Origin of the sequence: Paenibacillus glycanilyticus, from assembly GCF_051200795.1 — a bacterium.
GTDB lineage: Bacteria > Bacillota > Bacilli > Paenibacillales > Paenibacillaceae > Pristimantibacillus > Pristimantibacillus glycanilyticus.
This window is the reverse complement of sequence record NZ_CP195155.1, coordinates 962863-980424: the sequence shown is the minus strand read 5'-3', so window position 1 is coordinate 980424 and position 17562 is coordinate 962863. Positions and strand designations below refer to the sequence as shown.

Here is a 17562-nt window from a genome sequence, read left to right as displayed (position 1 = left end):
TTATCCCTCCAATTCAAAACGGAAATCTTCGACTACCGTGTTTGCCAGCAGCTTTTCGCACATGACTTTCACGCGTGCTTCCGCTTCCGCGCGGTCGCTTGTTTCGAGCTGAAGCTCCAGGTATTTACCGATGCGGACTTTATCAACTTCCGCGAAGCCCATCGTGTGCAGCGAGCCTTGAACGGCTTGACCTTGCGGGTCGAGTACATTTTCTTTAATCGTGACGTAGACTTTTGCTTTCATAGTAGGGCCTCCTGAAAATGGTTTTTCCGGTCGTATGTGGTGCGTGCTCGGCAGCTCGGGTCGCTCGGTCGCAAGGGTGTCTGTCTACGTCGCTGTTGAAATCGGAAAATTTCATTTAATCTGCTCAGCGGATATTTTCCGAATTTCAAAGGCGAGCGCTGTCGCTCTCCAACAGACACCCTTGCTCCCTCACTCCCGGCTGCCGGACTCCCAACACCCTCCCGGGTAGTCGTGTGTACAGCAGCTGGGGCGTTAGCGCACTATCGTGCTTAACGCCAGACCTTAAATATCATCTAAGAACAAAAAAGTCTAAGAACAATATATAAATTCAAAAACCTATATAATTTCGATCTATACCAGCGAACGGCCGGTTAAACGGCTGTAAATGTCGAGGTAACGATTGGTTGTTTCGTTTACGACGGATTCGGGAAGAGGAGCCGGTTTGCTGTCTCGATCCCATTCGGAACCGAGAAGGTAAGTACGGACCGGTTCTTTGTCCATGCTGTCGATCTCGATATCGTAAGCGTAGTTGCTCTCCGCCCAGAAACGCGAGGAATCCGGGGTAAAAATCTCGTCGATCAGAATGACTTTGCCGTCGATCAGTCCGAATTCGAATTTGCAGTCGGCAAGGATAATGCCATGCTTCGCGCAATAGTCGTGAGCGAATTCGTACAGCTTGATGCTGCGGCCCTTAAGCTCTTCAGCAAGCTCAGCGCCAACCATCTCCTGCATCCGCTCGAACGGGATATCCTCGTCGTGGCCAACGTCGTTTTTCGCTGCCGGCGTAAAGATCGGCTGAGGAAAGCGTTCGTTTTTGCGCATGCCTTCCGGAAGCTCGATGCCGTTGATCGCGGACGTTTGCTGGTATTGTCTCCAGCCGCCGCCGGTGATATAGCCGCGAACGACGCATTCAATGTCGATACGCTCCGCTTTTTTCGTCACCATGATCCGGTCCTTCAGAAGCTCGGGCGCCGTAACGATATCCCCAAGCTTCTCGACGTCCGTGTGTACGACATGGTTCGTTTGGATATCGGCCGTTTGCTCGAACCAGAAAGCCGACAGGCGGTTCAGCACGTTGCCCTTTTGCGGAACAGCCGGATCCAGTACATAGTCGAATGCCGAGATGCGGTCTGTCACGACGATCAGGTAATGCTCGCCAAGGTCGTAAAGCTCACGAACCTTGCCTTTATACAGCAGCGGAGCTTTGATGTAGTCCGCCGCCGTGGATAAAGCTTGCGATTGTGCAGTCATTCCTCGAATCCCCCTTGCCCTTTAGTTCAAGCCAAGACGCGTAAAGATAGTATTCACATGCTTCAGGTGCCAAGCCGGATTGAAAGCATCTTCGATCTCTTCAGCCGACAGAAGGCTTGTGATCTCAGGTGTCGACTCGATGATGTCGCGGAATTGGCGCTGCTCTTCCCACGCCTGCATCGCGCGCGGCTGTACCGTGTCGTAAGCTTGCTCGCGGCTGAGGCCTTTGTCGATCAGCTTTGTCATGACGCGGCCGGAGAACGGAACGCCAAATGTGCGCTGCATGTTTTTCTTCATATTTTCAGGGAACACGGTCAGGTTCTGAATGATGTTGCCCAGACGGTTCAGCATGTAGTTCAGAAGCATCGTTGCATCCGGCAAAATAACGCGTTCCGCAGACGAGTGGCTGATGTCGCGCTCATGCCACAGCGGTACGTTCTCGTAAGCGGTCAGCATGTGGCCGCGGATGACGCGGGACAAGCCGGAGATGTTCTCGCAGCCGATCGGGTTGCGTTTGTGAGGCATTGCGGAAGAGCCTTTTTGGCCTTTTGCGAAAGCTTCTTCCACTTCACGGAATTCGCTCTTCTGCAAAGCGCGGATTTCCGTAGCGAATTTATCAAGCGATGTTGCAACAAGCGCCAGTGTCGCCATGTATTCAGCGTGACGGTCACGCTGCAGCGTTTGCGTCGAGATTGGAGCCGGGCTAATGCCGAGCTTTTTGCAAACAAACTCTTCAACGAACGGATCGATGTTCGCGTAAGTACCGACAGCACCGGAAATTTTACCGAATTGAACGCCGTTTGCGGCATGCTCGAAGCGCTCGAGGTTGCGTTTCATTTCTTCATGCCACAGCGCCATTTTCAGGCCAAACGTTGTTGGCTCGGCGTGCACGCCATGCGTACGGCCCATCATAGGCGTATCTTTGTATTGGATCGCTTTCTCGCGAAGAATCGAGATGAAACGCTCGATGTCTTTTTTGAGAATCGCGTTTGCTTGAAGAAGCAGGTAGCCATTTGCCGTATCGACAACGTCAGTCGAAGTCAGGCCGTAGTGAACCCATTTGCGTTCCGGACCAACCGTCTCGGATACCGCGCGAGTGAACGCGATTACGTCATGGCGGGTTTCTTGCTCGATTTCGTAAATGCGGTCGATATTGAAAGTAGCCGCTTTGCGAAGCGCTTCTACGTCTTCTGCCGGAATAACGCCAAGCTCAACCCAAGCCTCGCAGGAGCAAAGCTCAACCTCAAGCCATGCCTGGAATTTATTCTGCTCCGTCCAAATTGCTCTCATTTCCGGTCTGCTGTAACGCTCTAACATGTACCGTTCACACCTTCCAAATAGTTGTCTCTTCTATCCAATCAAGCGCCTGCTGCACATCGCCGGCAAGCACGTTTACATGGCCCATTTTCCGTTTGAATACGGCGTCCTTCTTGCCATACAGATGAACCTTCGGAGCAACGTTTAATCTTGCCGCCGCTTCATCATGCTTCGCCATCCGCGCAAGCAGTGGCTCTACATGCTGACCAAGGACGTTCACCATAACAACCGGCGTAAGCAGCTCCGTATCGCCCAGCGGCAAATTGCATACCGCGCGAACATGCTGTTCGAACTGCGAGGTCCGGCAAGCTTCCATCGTATAGTGGCCGCTGTTATGAGGGCGCGGTGCCAGCTCGTTAACGAACAGCTCGCCATCGGCCGTCAGGAACAGCTCTACGGCGATCAGGCCAACTACGCCAAGCCCTTCAGCGATCTTGACCGCCAGCTTCTCCGCTTCCTGCTGAACGCTCTCCGCAATGCGTGCCGGAACGATCGACAGATGCAAAATATTCTCGACATGAATATTTTCCGCAGCGGGGAACGCTTTTATCTCGCCTTGAGGACTTCTTGCCGCAATAACGGATAATTCTTTGTCAAACTTAATGAATTGCTCCAGCACTAGCTCTACGCCGGCACGGCTTAACGTCTCATACGCTTCTTCGATCTCGTCAAAGCTCCGAATCACCCATTGCCCTTTGCCGTCATAACCGCCCATTGCCGTCTTCAGCACGCATGGAAGTCCAAATTTTTCAGCTGCGGCTCGCAGCTCTTCGCTGCTCCGGATTTCGCTGTACGGGGCAACCCGTACGCCCGCCGCTTCGATCGCACGCTTCTCGCGAAGCCGGTGCTGCGTCGTATAGAGCAGCTCGCTGCCCTGCGGCACGTACGATTCCGACATGAGCATCGCCGCCACATCGGCATCGACATTCTCGAACTCGTACGTAATGACATCCGCCCGGCGCGCCAGCTCGCGGGCCGCTTCGCGGTCGTTGTAAGCAGCGACGATCTGGTCCGCTACTTGTCCGCAAGGCGCATCGGCTGTCGGGTCAAGCGCTACGAAGCGGTAACCTATCGCGCTGCCTGCGAGCGCCATCATCCGGCCAAGCTGTCCGCCGCCCAGCACGCCAATGGTGCTGCCCGGCAGAAGCGTTCGCTTGTTATCTTCCGTCATCATAATGTCTCACTGCTTTCCAGCACTTCCTGCTTGATCCGCTCGCGCCGCGCTTCCACCCGGGCTTGTACATCAGGATCGAAAGCACCGAGCATTTGAGCGGCCAGCAGTCCGGCATTTGTACCGCCGGCATTGCCGATGGCTACCGTCGCAACCGGAATGCCGCCTGGCATCTGCACGATCGACAGGAGCGAATCAAGACCGCTCAGATTCGAGGATTTGACTGGCACGCCGATTACCGGCAGAATCGTCTTCGCAGCAACCATGCCCGGCAAATGCGCGGCACCGCCGGCACCCGCGATGATTACTTTAAGACCGCGTTCTGCAGCCGTCTCCGCATATTCGAACATTAAATCCGGTGTCCGGTGAGCGGAAACAACCTTTTTCTCGTAAGGAATTTGCAGCTCTTCTAACACGTCGCAGGCAAGTTTCATTGTATCCCAATCCGACTTGCTGCCCATGATGACGCCTACTTTCGCAGACATGCGTTCAAACCTTCCTTCATCTATAAATTGTGTATATCCCGCGAAACGTAAAAATCCCGCGCCGCAACCATACTTTCTATGGATGCTGCCGGGACCCGAGCAGATGGCAACAATTGTTGTCTTTACTTCAATTACAAAAGTTTCGCAATGCAAAGACAGCATAAGGCTGCCCTGTTAAAGGGGCAACCTGTCTATTTGTTCCATCAACTCGTAGTCCGAAAAATATGGTTTTCGGGTAGATACTTTCGGGCCTTTTTCCCGAGGATATACGAGATCTTTCAACCTATTTACGGAGCATTCGACGAATGTTCCGCCTTAACCTATTTCAGTTTATCCAATCCCCCTATGTCTGTCAATGAAAAGCGTATAAAATACGAACATTAAAATAAATGAGTTCAAATAAAGTTCGTTTTTGTCTTAAATTGCAAGGAATTCGCTTTCCTTTTTCTGCCGTTATCAATTTATTTGGCATGGTTTTAAGTTAGGGGAGCTGCCGAATAGAATAGTAGGAGAAGAATCCGAATCATTAAAGGAGGCGAGAGGCGATGTTGATCCATACCGTCAAAGGGCGGGACACCGTACAGAGTCTGGCGCTGCAGTATAGCCTGTCCCAGGAAGCTGTCCTTGCCGCCAATGGCATGCAGGCAACCGAGCCTCTCGCCGCCGGGCAAGCGCTCATTATCCCCCTCGAGGCTGACAGCCATCAGGTCATGCCGGGAGAAACCTTATGGACGATCTCGCAAAAATACGGCATCACTCTGCAGGAGCTGGCCAGAGTTAACCATATTACTAATCCCGCCATTATTCTTCCCGGCATGCGGCTCCGCATTCCGAGTCCGCGCAAGATGACGATCGAAGCGAACGGCTATGCCGAGCCTGCTGTCTCGACTTCGGGCATCACCGCCAGCGCGGCTGCTGCAGCCAGACATTTAACCTTCCTTAGTCCTTTCAGTTATCAGGTTAGGCCGGACGGCTCGCTAAGCGCCTTAAATGATTTGCCGGCTATTCAGGAAGCTTACCGCGGACGGGCTGCGCCCATGATGGTGATTACGAATTTTGACGGCTATGCGTTCAGCCCAAGTCTGGTCCATTTCATTCTAACGAACGAAGCCGTGAAGGAGCGGCTGATCCAAGGGATCATATACGTCATGCGGATGAACAAGTATTGGGCTCTTAACGTAGATTTTGCTTTTATTCTGGCGGCCGACCGCAAGCTGTATCATCAGTTCCTGGAACGGCTTGCCGGCTCTCTTCATGCCATCGGATGCCTTGTTTCCTCGACCCTGCCGCCGGTTAGTTCACCCGACCAGGACGGACAGCTCTTCGAAGGGCAGGATTACGCCGAGCAAGGCCGGATTCTCGATTTCGTTATTCTTATGACTTACGAATGGGGATGGGCGGGCGGACCGCCAATGGCGGTTGCTCCAAAGAATGAAGTAGCCAAAGTGTTGAACTATGCGATATCTCTGATTCCGTCCACCAAAATTATGCTTGGGATGCCGCTTTACGGCTATGACTGGACACTTCCTTATATCCCGGGTCAGGATTGGGCGATGTCCATCAGTTCGGGCAATGCGGTGCGAAGTGCTGCCAGGTATGGCGCTGCTATTCATTACGATCCAATCGCCGAATCGCCGTATTACGGTTACAGGGATGAGTACGGGCGCGACCATCAGGTCTGGTACGAGGATGCGAGGAGCGTGCAGGCGAAGCTTGATCTGGTCAAATGCTATCATCTGCGAGGGGTGAGCACCTGGGTGCTTGATGTTCCGTTCCCTGCCTTCTGGCAGGTGCTGGAGCATAACTTTCATGTTTATAAGCCTGTGAGGTAAAGTGTGGCAAGTGTGAACATACTGCCCTAATACGTCCGGACCCGCCCGTTCTAGAGATGACGTAAAATAGTCTGTGTACCAAGATCTGGAGTCTTTCCAGAACGCAAAAAAGTAGGGTATCCTCGGGATTGCGACATCACCAAGAGGAGGACCCTACTCGATGACTAATATACCCGAAAATGCCTTTCATAATCTACTTGAAAATACTGTTACTAAGCTGCTCCAAGAAAAGCTTGAACTGCTCCTTCAAGAAGAAATTAAGAATTACATGACCATTGAAAAACCGACTTCATCCAATAGCCGAAACGGACATTACAAGCGTTCGTTCCAGACGCGCTATGGCACCATTAACGCACTTCGGGTTCCACGTGACCGTAAAGGGACCTTCCAGACGCAACTTTTCGAGCCATACCAACGCAGAGAAGGATGGTTAGAGGAGGCCATTATTCACATGTACAAAGGTGGTATGAGTACGCGCGAGGTGGCTAAGTTCATCGAAAGTATGTTTGGCACACACTACTCTCCAACAACGGTCAGTAACATTACACAAACGGTTATGGAGGACATTGAAGAGTGGCAAACACGCCCCCTGGAGAAACGCTACTCCGTCCTCTACTTGGATGGTCTCTACGTCAAACTCAAACGTAACACGGTAAGCAGCGAAGCCGTGTACTTAGTGATGGGAATTGATGAGAAAGGAATTCGTCAAATCCTCGGCTTCTACGTTGGCGGTCACGAAAGCTCAAACGGTTGGCGCGAGGTACTCAAAGACCTTAAGAAGCGTGGTGCCACAGATGTATTGCTCGGCGTATTTGATGGCCTACCTGGTCTGGAAGACGCTTTTCGTGAGATCTACCCAATGGCTGATGTTCAGCATTGTGTCGTCCACAAAGTCCGTGCTACTTTCCCAAAAATCCGTATGGCGGATAAGACGGCGTTTCTGAGCGACCTGAAACAAGTCTACACCGCTATGGATAGGGATGTTGCCCTGGCTGTGTTTGACGGCTTCAAAAGTACATGGAGCAAGCGGTATCCAAAGGAAGTGAAGTCGTGGGAAGAGCAGCTTCCAACTTTGCTTACATTCTACAAGTACCCGTCATTAGTCCGAAATGCGATCTACACGACGAATCCGATCGAGCGCATGAACAAAGAACTGCGAAAGCGGCTAAAACCAATGAACAGCCTAACTAACATTGAAGCTGCAGAGAAGATTATTTACTTACAAGCCATTGATTACAACGAGAATTGGTGTGGTAGAGCCGTTCGTGGTTTTAGTGATCCTGGTACCAGAGCTGCGTTTGAAGCCATGTACAGTGAGCGTTACGCAAACAATTCATTTAAAGAAGAATGAGTTCCCGCGCCTTCGCTTGGGCTTTGCCCTCTAGAAGGTCAACAGCTAAATATTCATTTCCATCGTCCCGATGGAAATCCCTACTACACAAACTTCTTGACGCTACCGTTCTAGATATCCCTTAACGATGTCGCACATCGTTAAGACCATCAGATGGCGGCTTTTCCAGAGCCTTAACGATGCGGCGCATCGTTAAGAATAGGAAAAGCCGCCGGTTTTATCTTTTTTTCTTCTTTTATAGACATCTTAACGATGCCGCACATCGTTAAGATGATCAAAATACCGAAGATCGGAAGCCTTAACGATACCGCGTATCGTTAAGGCTTCCGATATACTACAAAACAAAAGCGGCCGTGCAGAAATGAATCTGCACGGCCGCCTTTTATATTCACCTATTGGTTAAATCCAAGCGCAGCTTGGCGTTTAACCAACCCTTATTTCGATTGGGTCGCGGCAAGCTGAGCTTTCGCTTGACCTTCGGAAGATGCGTTTACTACGGTAGCCGGCTCTTCATGCGGTTTTACTTTGCGGATGAAGAAGGCCAGCACGAGTGCCGCAACGGCGAACCAAGTTGCCACAACGAACGAGTGGTTGATACCCGTAATCGTCGCTTCTTGGATCACATGAGCCATTGCCGCTTTATCGTTAGGATCAATACCTTGCGTTGCAACCATATGCTTCGTTTCCGAAGCCGCTTTGTTCGTCATCAGCGTAACGAGGAACGCCGTACCCAAAGCGCCCGCTACGTTACGCAGCGTTTGCGACATCGCCGAGCCGTGGGCGTTCAAGCGCTGCGGCAGCTGGTTCATGCCTGCCGTCTGGATCGGCATCATCAGCATGGACATACCGAACATGCGCAAAGTGTACATTGTGATCAGGTAACCGTATGTCGTATGATCCGTCAGCTGGCTGAATTCATAAGACGAGTAAACGGTAATAATAAGACCGGTAACCGCCAGCCAGCGAGCACCGACTTTATCGAAGATCATACCGGTGATTGGCGACATAATACCCATCAGAATTGCGCCCGGCAGCAGGAGCAGACCGGATTTAAGCGGCGTGAAGCCCATAATATTTTGCAAATAAATCGGAAGCAAGATCATACCCGAGAACATGGCCATTGTAATAATGACGTTGATGACGGTAGTCAGGGAATACATGCCGAACTTGAAAACGCGCATTTCGAGGATTGGCTTCTTAACAACAAGCTGGTACCATACAAAACCAATCAAGGCAACAACGCCAACGATCAAGCTTGTGTACACGGTAGCGTTGTTCCAGCCGTCCGTGCCTGCGTCACTAAAGCCGTACAGCAGGCCGCCAAAGCCCAGAGTGGACAAAATAACGGCAAAAATATCGAGCTTCGATTTCGCGGTCTGCGTAACGTTCTTCATCGATATAGCGCCGTAAATCAAGCCGAACAGCGACAGCGGCAATACGATGTAGAACAAAACGCGCCAGTCGTAATGCTCAACAACCCAACCCGACAGCGTTGGGCCAACGGCAGGCGCGAAGATCATCGCGATCCCCATCATACCCATTGCCTTACCGCGTTGTTCAATCGGGAAAATCGTCAGGAAGATGATGGACATCAGCGGCATCAGAATACCTGCGCCCGCCGCCTGAATAATACGTCCTGTGAGCAGGGTCTCAAAGTTCGGCGCCAAGGCGCTGACGATGGTACCTGCCGTAAATAAACTTGTTGCAACTACGAATAATGACCTTGTTGAAAACCGGCTGATCAAATAAGCACTAATTGGAATAAGGACGCCATTAACAAGCAAATAACCGGTGGACAGCCATTGTACCGTATTCGCGCTGACCTTCAGGTCAGCCATGATACTCGGAAGCGCAACGTTAAGGAGCGTCTGGCTCAAAAGCGCTACGAAGGCTGCGATAAGCACCGATGCGACGATCGGGCCTCTTTTTAATGCCGCTACAGCATTACTCATAGGGTCTTTCTCTCCTTTTTCTATGTTTCTGTGATTCAAGCTGAAATGCTATTTGTTATCCATATTCGCAAGCAGCTGGGTAAAAATTCTCCTCAGATGCTGAATATCTTCTTCCGGCAATACATTGAAAAAGGAGGAAAATGTCTCTTTCTGCGACTCGAGAATGTCGTCAACCACATCCTTGCCCTTAGCCGTTAACTCAATGTATACAACCCTGCGGTCGTCATTTGCCCTCTCGCGGCTGATCAAATCTTCCGCCACCAGCTTATCGGCAATACCCGTAATAGCACCGGAGGTCAGTCCGAGAATATCGGCAAGTTCGGAAACCTTGAGGGAGCCCGATGTATGGAGGGTAAACAACAGCTTGAACTGGGTATAGTTCATGCCCGTCATTGTTTTCCGGCTCCATTCGTTGTTTACGTTTTTCAGGAACGTCTTGAATTGTCCCATGAAACCAATCAGCTCTTCATTGGCATTCGTCATTGCCTCTCCCCTTTCCCACCGATTGCATGAATCGATAATCCATTAGCATTTAATATTTTAATACTAAATAAATTATTAACAAAGCATTTACTACTATATATCTTTTTTGTGAATCAGTCAATCCGTCCATGCAAATTATTTTTCCAGCTTGCCTTCATCGATAATGGCCGTCAGCTTCGAGAAAATTCTTCTCAAATGCTGAAGATCTTCTTCCGGAAGTCCGTTGAAAAAGGAAGAAAATAGTTCCTCATGACATTCCATCACCTGGTTAACGAGCTTATCGCCTGCCGAAGTCAAAGCAATAATGACCACTCTCCGGTCATCGGCTGTTCGTTCGCGGCTGATCAAGCCTTCCGCCAGCATCTTGTCGGCTATACCCGTAATGGCGCCGGACGTCAATCCAAGCAAATCGGCAAGCTCCGATACTTTCAGGGGACCGGATGAATGAAGCGTGTATAACAGCTTGAACTGCGTTGTGTTCATGCCGGCCATCGTCTTCTTGCTCCAGTCGTTCGCAACATTTTTCAGGAACAATCGGAACTGGCCGATAAGATTAATCAACTCTTCGCTGGCATTTGTCATTCCCCTCACTCCTTTCGGGCCAGTCAGTCAAAGCAATTTTATTAACTCTAAATATTTTAACACTAAATTAATTACAAATAAAGTATTCACAGCTAAAAAATTCGTTGCAACTCGTCCACTATTATTTTCCCCAATTGGACAACAAAAAAAGCGCCCTTGCGGGCGCCTTGTTTCGCTTAAGATTAAGATTAAGATTCAAGCCAGGTTGTTTTTTCCGCTGCCGGCGTGCGCTTTGGTTCCGGCGGAGTCATATCCGGATAACCCATATACACCAGCGCTACGATTTTCTCGTTCTCAGCCAGACCAAACGTATCGTTCATAAGCGGATGATACATCGGGTCGCCGGAACGCCAGATCGCTCCCAGTCCGTTCGCGTGCGCGGCAAGCAGCAAATTCTGCACCGCCGTATGCGAAGCAGCAATTTCCTCCACCAATGTAGCCCGCGGATCAGCGGACGGCGAGCAGACAACCGCAATAACTACCGGCGAACGGTACGCTTTAACGCGCTCCTTGCGGAGACGTTCTTCCAGCTCGGGGCTTTCCCCTGCCCCAAGCGTTGCAAGCGCGACGCGCGCATAACCTTCGCCAAGCTTGGCCCGGCCGTCACCGGTCATCACGATAAATCTCCAAGGCTGCGTGTTATGATGGCTTGGCGCCCAGGTTGCCGCTTCCAGCACCTTCTCAATCAGATTTCGATCAACCGGATCTTGCTTGACGCGCCCAATGGAACGTCTCGTTCGGATCGCTTCTTCAATATGCATCGTTTCTCCCCCAATCGCTTATTTGAAATAGTTGACGTACTCGCCGTAACCTTCCTTCTCCAAATCCGCTGCCGGGATAAATCGGAGCGAAGCGGAGTTAATGCAGTAGCGGAGTCCGTTAGGTCCCGGACCGTCGTCGAATACATGGCCCAGATGGGAATCTCCTTCTTTGCTGCGCACCTCGGTGCGGACCATGAAGTGGCTGGTATCGAGCACCTCGGTAATCGCCGCTTCCTTCACAGGTTTCGTAAAGCTAGGCCAGCCGCAACCAGAATCGTATTTCTCGCGGGATGTGAAGAGCGGCTCGCCCGAGACGATATCGACATACAAGCCCTCTTCCTTATGATCCCAAAATTCGCCCGTAAAAGGACGCTCCGTCGCATTGTTCTGCGTGACTTCGTACTGCAGAGGAGTAAGACGGGAGCGAAGCTCGCCTTCATCCTTCTTAACCGTCCAATGCTTATTGATGAAGGCATCTCGGCCGGAGCCTTTGCGGTACATTTTATAACGGAACGGGTTCGTCCGGTGATAACCTTGATGATAGTCCTCCGCCGGGTAGAATTCCTTCGCCGGCTCAATGGCTGTAACAATCGGCTTGTCGAATCTGCCGCTTGCCGCCAAAGCCGCCTTGGAAGCCTCCGCCTTCCGGCGCTGCTCTTCATTATAATAGAAGATAGCCGTCCGGTAGGATTCCCCGCGGTCATGGAATTGGCCGCCCGCGTCGGTCGGATCAATCTGATGCCAGAACACGTCCAGCAGCTTCTCATAGGAATAAATCGAAGGATCAAAAGTAATATGGACAACTTCCGCATGCCCGGTTGTTTCGGAACACACTTCTTCGTACGTTGGATTTGCTTTATGGCCTCCGGAATAACCCGATACAACGGACAAAATACCCGGTGTTTCTTCAAACGGCGATACCATGCACCAGAAGCATCCTCCGGCAAACATGGCTTGTTCTACAGCTGTGGTCATGTTTCGATTACCTCCTAAAATGAATTTTCACCCGAATTGCAAATTTTTAAAGCCAATTGTGATAATTCATGCTTCGAAAGCGTGAACTAAGCGTAATTGTTATTATTATACCTTATCCTTCAATTCCCACAAAATGATTGGCTCTTTCCCTAACAATCTTTGTTACAATGTAGTGACAGACTTAACCTTGGGCATCGTTCGTTCGTCTAACATGATAGACTAGCTTAAATGCTTTTTTGCAGTCCGTTCACTTCCTTATTAACGGAAAACGAGGTGAACGCCCATGAGCAATACCGCTTTAGAAACAAATGCTTCTTATCATGAAACGAAATCGCGTAAGGCTACGAAGCAGCGTGCTTTCGTCATCTTTGTATGTGTATGGGTTATTCTGATTGCCGCCGGCATTACCGGTGCCAAGCTGTACAGCGAGCATGTCCAGAAGCAGATTGCTGCTGACGTGGAACGCCAGACAGCCGCGCAAATTGCCGAGATGCAAAAGCAATACGATGACCGGATTGCCAAAGTGGAAACCGGCTATAAAGAAGAGCTGTCGCAATTGGAATCCAAGGTAGAAGCCCTTAACGAGCTGCTTACCTTCACGAAGGATAATGCTGATGTCAAAACCGATAACAGCAATAAGCTTTACACGCAATTAAACGAAGTGAAAAAGAAGCTGAACGAACTGCAAAAAAATCTGGATGTGCTCAAATGACGTTATCCATCCGAGCACTGAACCGAACGATGCTGCTGGCCTGCACACCGTTTGTCGCGATGTTGTTATGGCTTATGGTCACGAATATTTCCATTGTCCTACCGGATAGCATTTTCCCGGAGGCCGGCACTCGGCAAGAGACTGCCGCAGACCATGCCAAATCTGTCGCCAGCGGACTCGATCAGGCCCGTCAGACCGCCGCGGCGACAAGCGCCTCCATTAAAAAGCAGCTAAAGCTGTATAACCAGACAAACGCCGATATGAAACAGATCGTTAATACGGCAACCACCCAGGCTAACCGCCCGTTAGTCATTTACGACAGAATCATTACCGGACGGCTAGGCTCCCCTTCGGGAACGATCAGCTCGGACAAGCTGACCGCGCAGTTATACTACATAAAGGCCGACAACTTCCAAAGCTATGCGATGAAGATTAAGCTCAAGTCAGGCGACGCGATGAAAATGGTGCTCGGCAACGATAAGGTAGGCGGTGCCGAGACCACGCTGGCTGCCGTACAACGTTACGGCGCCGTAGCCGGGGTCAATGCGGGCGGCTTTGCCGATGGCGGGGGCAAGCGGTATCCGCTAAGCACAACCATTTTGAACGGCGACTATGTAGAGGGCTTCGAACCAACCCGGGCCGACCTGTTCTTCGTTGGTCTTAACGCCAGCAACAAGCTGGTTGGCGGTAAATTCACAAGCAAGCAGCAGCTTGATCATCTTAACGTCAAATTTGGCGCGTCGTTTGTACCTGTGCTTCTGAAGAACGGGAGTCCGACGGCGATACCAAGCAAGTGGCAAAGCAGTCCAACGCGTGCGCCTCGCACCGTTATTGCCAACTACAAGGATGGACAGCTGCTGATCATCGTAGCGGATGGCCGCAACGAAGGCGGCAGCTCCGGCGCGACGCTGGCCGAAGTGCAGATTCTGCTGCAGCGGTTTGGCGCCGTAGACGGCTACAACCTGGACGGCGGCGGCTCCTCGTCGCTGATCTGGAACGGGCGCGTTATTAACAAGCCTTCCGACGGACAGCTTAGAAAGCTTCCTACGCACTTTTTATTTTTTAAATAATCAGCCGCAATGTAGTAAAACAACTCATAAAAATAGCGTTGCAGGGATTATCCCTGCAACGCTATTTTTTGTTTTTGATTCGGCACAGAGCGGTAGAGGGTTGCTCTATCGCTCCGATTTGCCGGATTCAGGCAACAAAAAAAGCAGCGCCGGTCCAGCGCTGCTTTCTGTTTCTTCTATTATAATACTATTCAGTTCCCATGATCACGTAGCGGCCAACGATAAGGATGGCCAGAATCCACATGAGCCAGTGAACTTTGTATTTGCCTTTGTTCGATACGTTAGCGACTGTCGCCAGAACAACGTACGATACGATACCAAACGAGATACCGTTAGCGATGCTGTACGTGAACGGCATAAGCGCCAGCGTCAGGAACGAAGGAATCGCGTATACCATATCGGAGAAGTCGATTTCTTTCACTGATTGAAGCATCAATACGCCAACGATGATCAACGCCGCGTTAGTAGCAGCCGCAGGAACCAGCGCCACAACCGGCGACAGGAAGATCGCAAGCAGGAAGCAGATGCCCGTAGTAATCGAAGTCAGACCCGTACGACCGCCTTGCGCAACGCCGGCGGAGCTTTCCACGAAAGCCGTTACCGTGCTTGTGCCAAGCAATGCACCGCCGCTTACGGCTACGGCGTCAACGAACATCGCTTTACCGACGCGTTTTTTGCCTTCAACCGGATCTTTCATAAAGCCTGCGCGGTTCGCCGTACCAACCAGCGTTCCGAATGTATCAAACAATTCAACGAATGTGAACGTCAGGACGACCGTTACGATACCAACTTCGAATACGCCAGGGAAGTCGAAGTGACCGATGTTCATGGTCGAGAAATCAGGCACCCACGTTTGATTCGTAAAGGTCTTCTTGAAATCAACTTGCCCAAGGATGATCGAAAGCACGGTAGTGCCAAGGATACCCCACAGGATTGCGCCCGGTACGCGCATAACCATCAGGATCCCGATAATGAACAGGGCAACGACGGTCATGATAACCGTTTCGTTTGCGAAGCTGCCGATATGGATAACCGTTTCCGAACCGGAAACATCCGTATAGGCATTTGCTTTAATATCGCCAAAGGCTGTTACGGCAACCGTCATCAGGCCGCTGCCTTTCAAGCCTACAATGGTAATAAACAAACCGATACCAACCGTAATCGCATGCTTCAAGCTGTCCGGTACAGCCGTAATGAGCATTTGACGAATTTGCGTCAGCGTCAGGATGATAAAGATAATACCCGAGATAAATACCGCTGTCAGACCCATGGCAACCGAGATCGGCTTATCTGTAGCCTGCGAAGCAATAACGGTTGAAGCGAAATAAGCGTTAAGGCCCATGCCAGGCGCCAAAGCGACCGGGAAGTTAACGAACAAGCCCATTGCAATCGTGAAAATGCCTGCCGCAATTGCCGTAGCCAGGAATACTGCCGTCCAGTCGAGACCCGTAGGCGTCAGGATGATCGGATTGACCGCCAGGATGTAAGCCATCGTCATAAAGGTAGTCAGACCCGCCATAATTTCCGTTCTGAAGTTTGTACCATGTTCCTTGAACTTAAAGAACCGTTCCATTTTCCCATTAACCCCCCAAAAATGTGTACAAGCAACAAAGCCTAGGAACAGATGCGCAAAATACGCATTTATCTCCTAGGCTTTGCAAAAAGGGGAAAAGTATACCGCGGACCGAATCATTGTCATTTTATTACTATCATAACGGAATGACAATGCGCGGCAACTCTTCCACTGTTTCGTAGCCTGATCATTTACGGTGATCGAGTAGAGACTCTCAAGCCAATTCTTGAGATTATACGAAAAGTTATTATTAAATTCGTTGTTATCCGTAAATTAATATAATAAGGAACCTGCAGCTTGTCAATGAATTTTTACGAACGTTCGTCTTGTTTCGAAAAGCTAACATTCGTCTTTTACCGAAAAACTGGTAGTCCATTCGTCCCGGTTCTGGTATAAAGTTACATCCATGAGCGATTGTTGGGGTGTAATGGTCGTTTGTGAGGACAAAAAAAGCCGCAGTTATGCGGCTTTAGTATAATCGTTTAAGCTTCGAAAAAGGTCGGCAGGTACTTCTTGTTCGCTTCCAGCATTTCGCCAAGCAAAGCTTTCGCGACGGAGACGCTTGGCACCAGGGGATGATGCACCATGGCCTGAAGCGCAACCCCGCGGTCTCCCGTCACCGCGGCTTCGATGGTAAGCGACTCGTAGGTTTTTACCGCATGAAGAAGCCCCTTGATCTGCTCGGGAACCCGCTGCAGCGGCAATGGAATCGGACCTTGCGCCGTCACCACGCAGTTCACCTCAATGCTCGCATCCTCAGGCAGGAAGCCGATAATGCCGCCGTTACGCACGTTTAACGTCTGAATGTCTTTGCGGTCCGTGTAAAGGGAAAACATCAGATTGACCGCCGCCTCGGAATAAAAGGCTCCGCCCCGCTTCTCCAGCTGCTTCGGCTTTTCCTTCAGGTTCACATCCTTGTACAGCTCGAACAGCTCTTCCTCCACCCGGCTGACCACATCGGCGCGCGTGCCGTTCTTCTCAAACGATTCCTTCATCTCGGCGTACATCGTATCGGTCATGTAGAAGTAACGCAGATAATAGGTTGGAAGCGCGCCAAGCGAGCGCAGAAACTCCGGATCCCAGTCGAAGGCGGTGACGTTCGTGGCGGAGTAATCTTTGCCTCCCCCGATCATCTCCTGCAGCTTGTCTTCGCCGTTCACGTAGGCCGACGTAATCCAGTGCAGATGGTTGATGCCCACAAACTCCGGCAGCACTTCGCTCTCCGGGACGCCGTATTGCTTGGCGAGATATTTCTGGAAGTTGATCGGCGAGTTGCATAGCCCAACCGTCTTCACCTTGCTGTGCTTCAGCACCGCTTCCGTCACAATACCCGCGGGATTCGTAAAGTTCAGCATCCAGGCATTTGGCGCAAGCTCCTCGATATCCCGGCAAATATCCAATATAACCGGCACCGTACGAAGCGCCTTAAGCATCCCGCCCGGACCCGTCGTCTCCTGGCCGATAACGCCAAGCTTGATCGGAATATGCTCATCCCGGCGTCTTGCTTCCAGAAGGCCGACGCGCATCTGCGTCGTGACAAAGTCCGCTCCGGCGATCGCTTCTCGGCGGTTCAAGGTTAAGCGCACATCCATTGGCACACCTGCCTGCTCAACCATCCGCTGCGCCAGCTTCCCGACAATCTCCAGCTTATGGCGTCCCTCTTCAATATCAACAAGCCACAGCTCGCGAATCGGCATCTCGTCATACCTTTTGATAAAACCCTCTACCAGTTCCGGCGTATACGAAGAGCCTCCTCCGATCACGGCAACCTTTAATCCTTGTTTGGTTATAGTCATGGACATTA

At 50.9% G+C, this 17562-nt stretch carries 16 protein-coding genes and 2 riboswitches; of the genes, 4 read left to right on the top strand and 12 right to left on the bottom strand.

Features of this window, described 5'->3' with window-relative positions:
- The 5 genes from purS to purE all read right to left on the bottom strand — a co-directional run bounded on the left by purS (position 1) and on the right by purE (position 4467).
- On the bottom strand, positions 1–243 hold the full coding sequence (gene purS / locus ACR9FF_RS04440; protein ID WP_435169304.1) for a phosphoribosylformylglycinamidine synthase subunit PurS: 243 nt from the start codon (positions 241–243) through the stop codon (positions 1–3).
- Positions 244–594: 351 nt separating this feature from the next.
- On the bottom strand, positions 595–1494 hold the full coding sequence (locus ACR9FF_RS04435; RefSeq protein ID WP_435169302.1) for a phosphoribosylaminoimidazolesuccinocarboxamide synthase: 900 nt from the start codon (positions 1492–1494) through the stop codon (positions 595–597).
- A gap of 21 nt (positions 1495–1515) precedes the next feature.
- Entirely contained in the window at positions 1516–2811 is a 1296-nt protein-coding gene (gene purB, locus ACR9FF_RS04430) for an adenylosuccinate lyase (RefSeq protein WP_116394136.1), read from the bottom strand.
- 7 nt (positions 2812–2818) lie between these two features.
- Positions 2819–3985, bottom strand: coding sequence for a 5-(carboxyamino)imidazole ribonucleotide synthase (purK, locus tag ACR9FF_RS04425; protein ID WP_435169300.1), 1167 nt, complete (start codon positions 3983–3985; stop codon positions 2819–2821).
- Entirely contained in the window at positions 3982–4467 is a 486-nt protein-coding gene (gene purE / locus ACR9FF_RS04420; protein ID WP_435169298.1) for a 5-(carboxyamino)imidazole ribonucleotide mutase, read from the bottom strand. Before purE ends, purK begins: the two co-directional genes overlap by 4 nt.
- A 191-nt stretch (positions 4468–4658) precedes the next feature.
- Positions 4659–4759, bottom strand: a riboswitch (purine riboswitch).
- Between the two features lie 253 nt (positions 4760–5012).
- Between purE and ACR9FF_RS04415 the strand changes: the two genes are divergently transcribed.
- Both ACR9FF_RS04415 and ACR9FF_RS04410 read left to right on the top strand, forming a co-directional pair.
- Positions 5013–6299 carry a LysM peptidoglycan-binding domain-containing protein gene (locus ACR9FF_RS04415; protein ID WP_435169296.1) on the top strand — a complete coding sequence of 429 codons (1287 nt, stop codon included), beginning with the start codon at positions 5013–5015 and terminating at the stop codon, positions 6297–6299.
- A gap of 160 nt (positions 6300–6459) precedes the next feature.
- Positions 6460–7650, top strand: a complete 1191-nt coding sequence (locus ACR9FF_RS04410) for an IS256 family transposase (RefSeq protein WP_317982533.1) — start codon at positions 6460–6462, stop codon at positions 7648–7650.
- Positions 7651–8084: 434 nt separating this feature from the next.
- Here the strand turns inward: ACR9FF_RS04410 and ACR9FF_RS04405 are convergent, their stop codons facing one another.
- The 5 genes from ACR9FF_RS04405 to msrB form a co-directional block, all read right to left on the bottom strand.
- Positions 8085–9602 (bottom strand): DHA2 family efflux MFS transporter permease subunit, encoded by a 1518-nt coding sequence (locus ACR9FF_RS04405; protein ID WP_317980409.1) that lies wholly within the window; start codon positions 9600–9602, stop codon positions 8085–8087.
- Between the two features lie 48 nt (positions 9603–9650).
- The gene (locus ACR9FF_RS04400) at positions 9651–10085 is read right to left on the bottom strand and encodes a MarR family winged helix-turn-helix transcriptional regulator (protein ID WP_116394132.1); all 435 of its coding nucleotides are present in this window, start codon (positions 10083–10085) and stop codon (positions 9651–9653) included.
- A 135-nt stretch (positions 10086–10220) separates the two neighbouring features.
- Positions 10221–10667, bottom strand: a complete 447-nt coding sequence (locus ACR9FF_RS04395) for a MarR family winged helix-turn-helix transcriptional regulator (RefSeq protein ID WP_435169293.1) — start codon at positions 10665–10667, stop codon at positions 10221–10223.
- A gap of 188 nt (positions 10668–10855) precedes the next feature.
- Positions 10856–11428, bottom strand: coding sequence for a nitroreductase family protein (locus tag ACR9FF_RS04390; RefSeq protein WP_127496246.1), 573 nt, complete (start codon positions 11426–11428; stop codon positions 10856–10858).
- An 18-nt stretch (positions 11429–11446) separates the two neighbouring features.
- On the bottom strand, positions 11447–12403 hold the full coding sequence (msrB, locus tag ACR9FF_RS04385) for a peptide-methionine (R)-S-oxide reductase MsrB (protein ID WP_317980407.1): 957 nt from the start codon (positions 12401–12403) through the stop codon (positions 11447–11449).
- A gap of 283 nt (positions 12404–12686) precedes the next feature.
- Here msrB and ACR9FF_RS04380 point away from each other — a divergent pair, with 283 nt between their 5' ends.
- Together ACR9FF_RS04380 and ACR9FF_RS04375 are read left to right on the top strand one after the other, a co-directional pair.
- On the top strand, positions 12687–13115 hold the full coding sequence (locus tag ACR9FF_RS04380) for a hypothetical protein (RefSeq protein WP_435169290.1): 429 nt from the start codon (positions 12687–12689) through the stop codon (positions 13113–13115).
- Positions 13112–14185, top strand: a complete 1074-nt coding sequence (locus tag ACR9FF_RS04375) for a phosphodiester glycosidase family protein (RefSeq protein WP_435169288.1) — start codon at positions 13112–13114, stop codon at positions 14183–14185. Before ACR9FF_RS04380 ends, ACR9FF_RS04375 begins: the two co-directional genes overlap by 4 nt.
- A 187-nt stretch (positions 14186–14372) precedes the next feature.
- Here ACR9FF_RS04375 and ACR9FF_RS04370 read toward each other — a convergent pair whose 3' ends face one another.
- Together ACR9FF_RS04370 and ACR9FF_RS04365 are read right to left on the bottom strand one after the other, a co-directional pair.
- A complete protein-coding gene (locus tag ACR9FF_RS04370) occupies positions 14373–15758 on the bottom strand; it encodes an NCS2 family permease (RefSeq protein WP_435169286.1) in 1386 nt (461 codons plus the stop codon).
- 159 nt (positions 15759–15917) lie between these two features.
- Positions 15918–16018: riboswitch (purine riboswitch) on the bottom strand.
- A 222-nt stretch (positions 16019–16240) separates the two neighbouring features.
- Positions 16241–17554 (bottom strand): 6-phospho-beta-glucosidase, encoded by a 1314-nt coding sequence (locus ACR9FF_RS04365; protein WP_127496250.1) that lies wholly within the window; start codon positions 17552–17554, stop codon positions 16241–16243.
- Between the last annotated feature and the right edge of the window lie 8 nt (positions 17555–17562).

Bases quoted from the DNA above. Each gene is read 5' to 3' on its own strand.
- ACR9FF_RS04400 (WP_116394132.1), bottom strand. From the start codon at position 10,085: ATGACGAATGCCAATGAAGAGCTGATTGGTTTCATGGGACAATTCAAG.
- ACR9FF_RS04365 (WP_127496250.1), bottom strand. From the start codon at position 17,554: ATGACTATAACCAAACAAGGATTAAAGGTTGCCGTGATCGGAGGAGGC.
- ACR9FF_RS04390 (WP_127496246.1), bottom strand. From the start codon at position 11,428: ATGCATATTGAAGAAGCGATCCGAACGAGACGTTCCATTGGGCGCGTC.
- purK (WP_435169300.1), bottom strand. From the start codon at position 3,985: ATGATGACGGAAGATAACAAGCGAACGCTTCTGCCGGGCAGCACCATT.
- purB (WP_116394136.1), bottom strand. From the start codon at position 2,811: ATGTTAGAGCGTTACAGCAGACCGGAAATGAGAGCAATTTGGACGGAG.
- ACR9FF_RS04435 (WP_435169302.1), bottom strand. From the start codon at position 1,494: ATGACTGCACAATCGCAAGCTTTATCCACGGCGGCGGACTACATCAAA.
- msrB (WP_317980407.1), bottom strand. From the start codon at position 12,403: ATGACCACAGCTGTAGAACAAGCCATGTTTGCCGGAGGATGCTTCTGG.
- ACR9FF_RS04380 (WP_435169290.1), top strand. From the start codon at position 12,687: ATGAGCAATACCGCTTTAGAAACAAATGCTTCTTATCATGAAACGAAA.
- purS (WP_435169304.1), bottom strand. From the start codon at position 243: ATGAAAGCAAAAGTCTACGTCACGATTAAAGAAAATGTACTCGACCCG.
- ACR9FF_RS04395 (WP_435169293.1), bottom strand. From the start codon at position 10,667: ATGACAAATGCCAGCGAAGAGTTGATTAATCTTATCGGCCAGTTCCGA.
- ACR9FF_RS04415 (WP_435169296.1), top strand. From the start codon at position 5,013: ATGTTGATCCATACCGTCAAAGGGCGGGACACCGTACAGAGTCTGGCG.
- ACR9FF_RS04375 (WP_435169288.1), top strand. From the start codon at position 13,112: ATGACGTTATCCATCCGAGCACTGAACCGAACGATGCTGCTGGCCTGC.
- ACR9FF_RS04410 (WP_317982533.1), top strand. From the start codon at position 6,460: ATGACTAATATACCCGAAAATGCCTTTCATAATCTACTTGAAAATACT.
- ACR9FF_RS04405 (WP_317980409.1), bottom strand. From the start codon at position 9,602: ATGAGTAATGCTGTAGCGGCATTAAAAAGAGGCCCGATCGTCGCATCG.
- purE (WP_435169298.1), bottom strand. From the start codon at position 4,467: ATGTCTGCGAAAGTAGGCGTCATCATGGGCAGCAAGTCGGATTGGGAT.
- ACR9FF_RS04370 (WP_435169286.1), bottom strand. From the start codon at position 15,758: ATGGAACGGTTCTTTAAGTTCAAGGAACATGGTACAAACTTCAGAACG.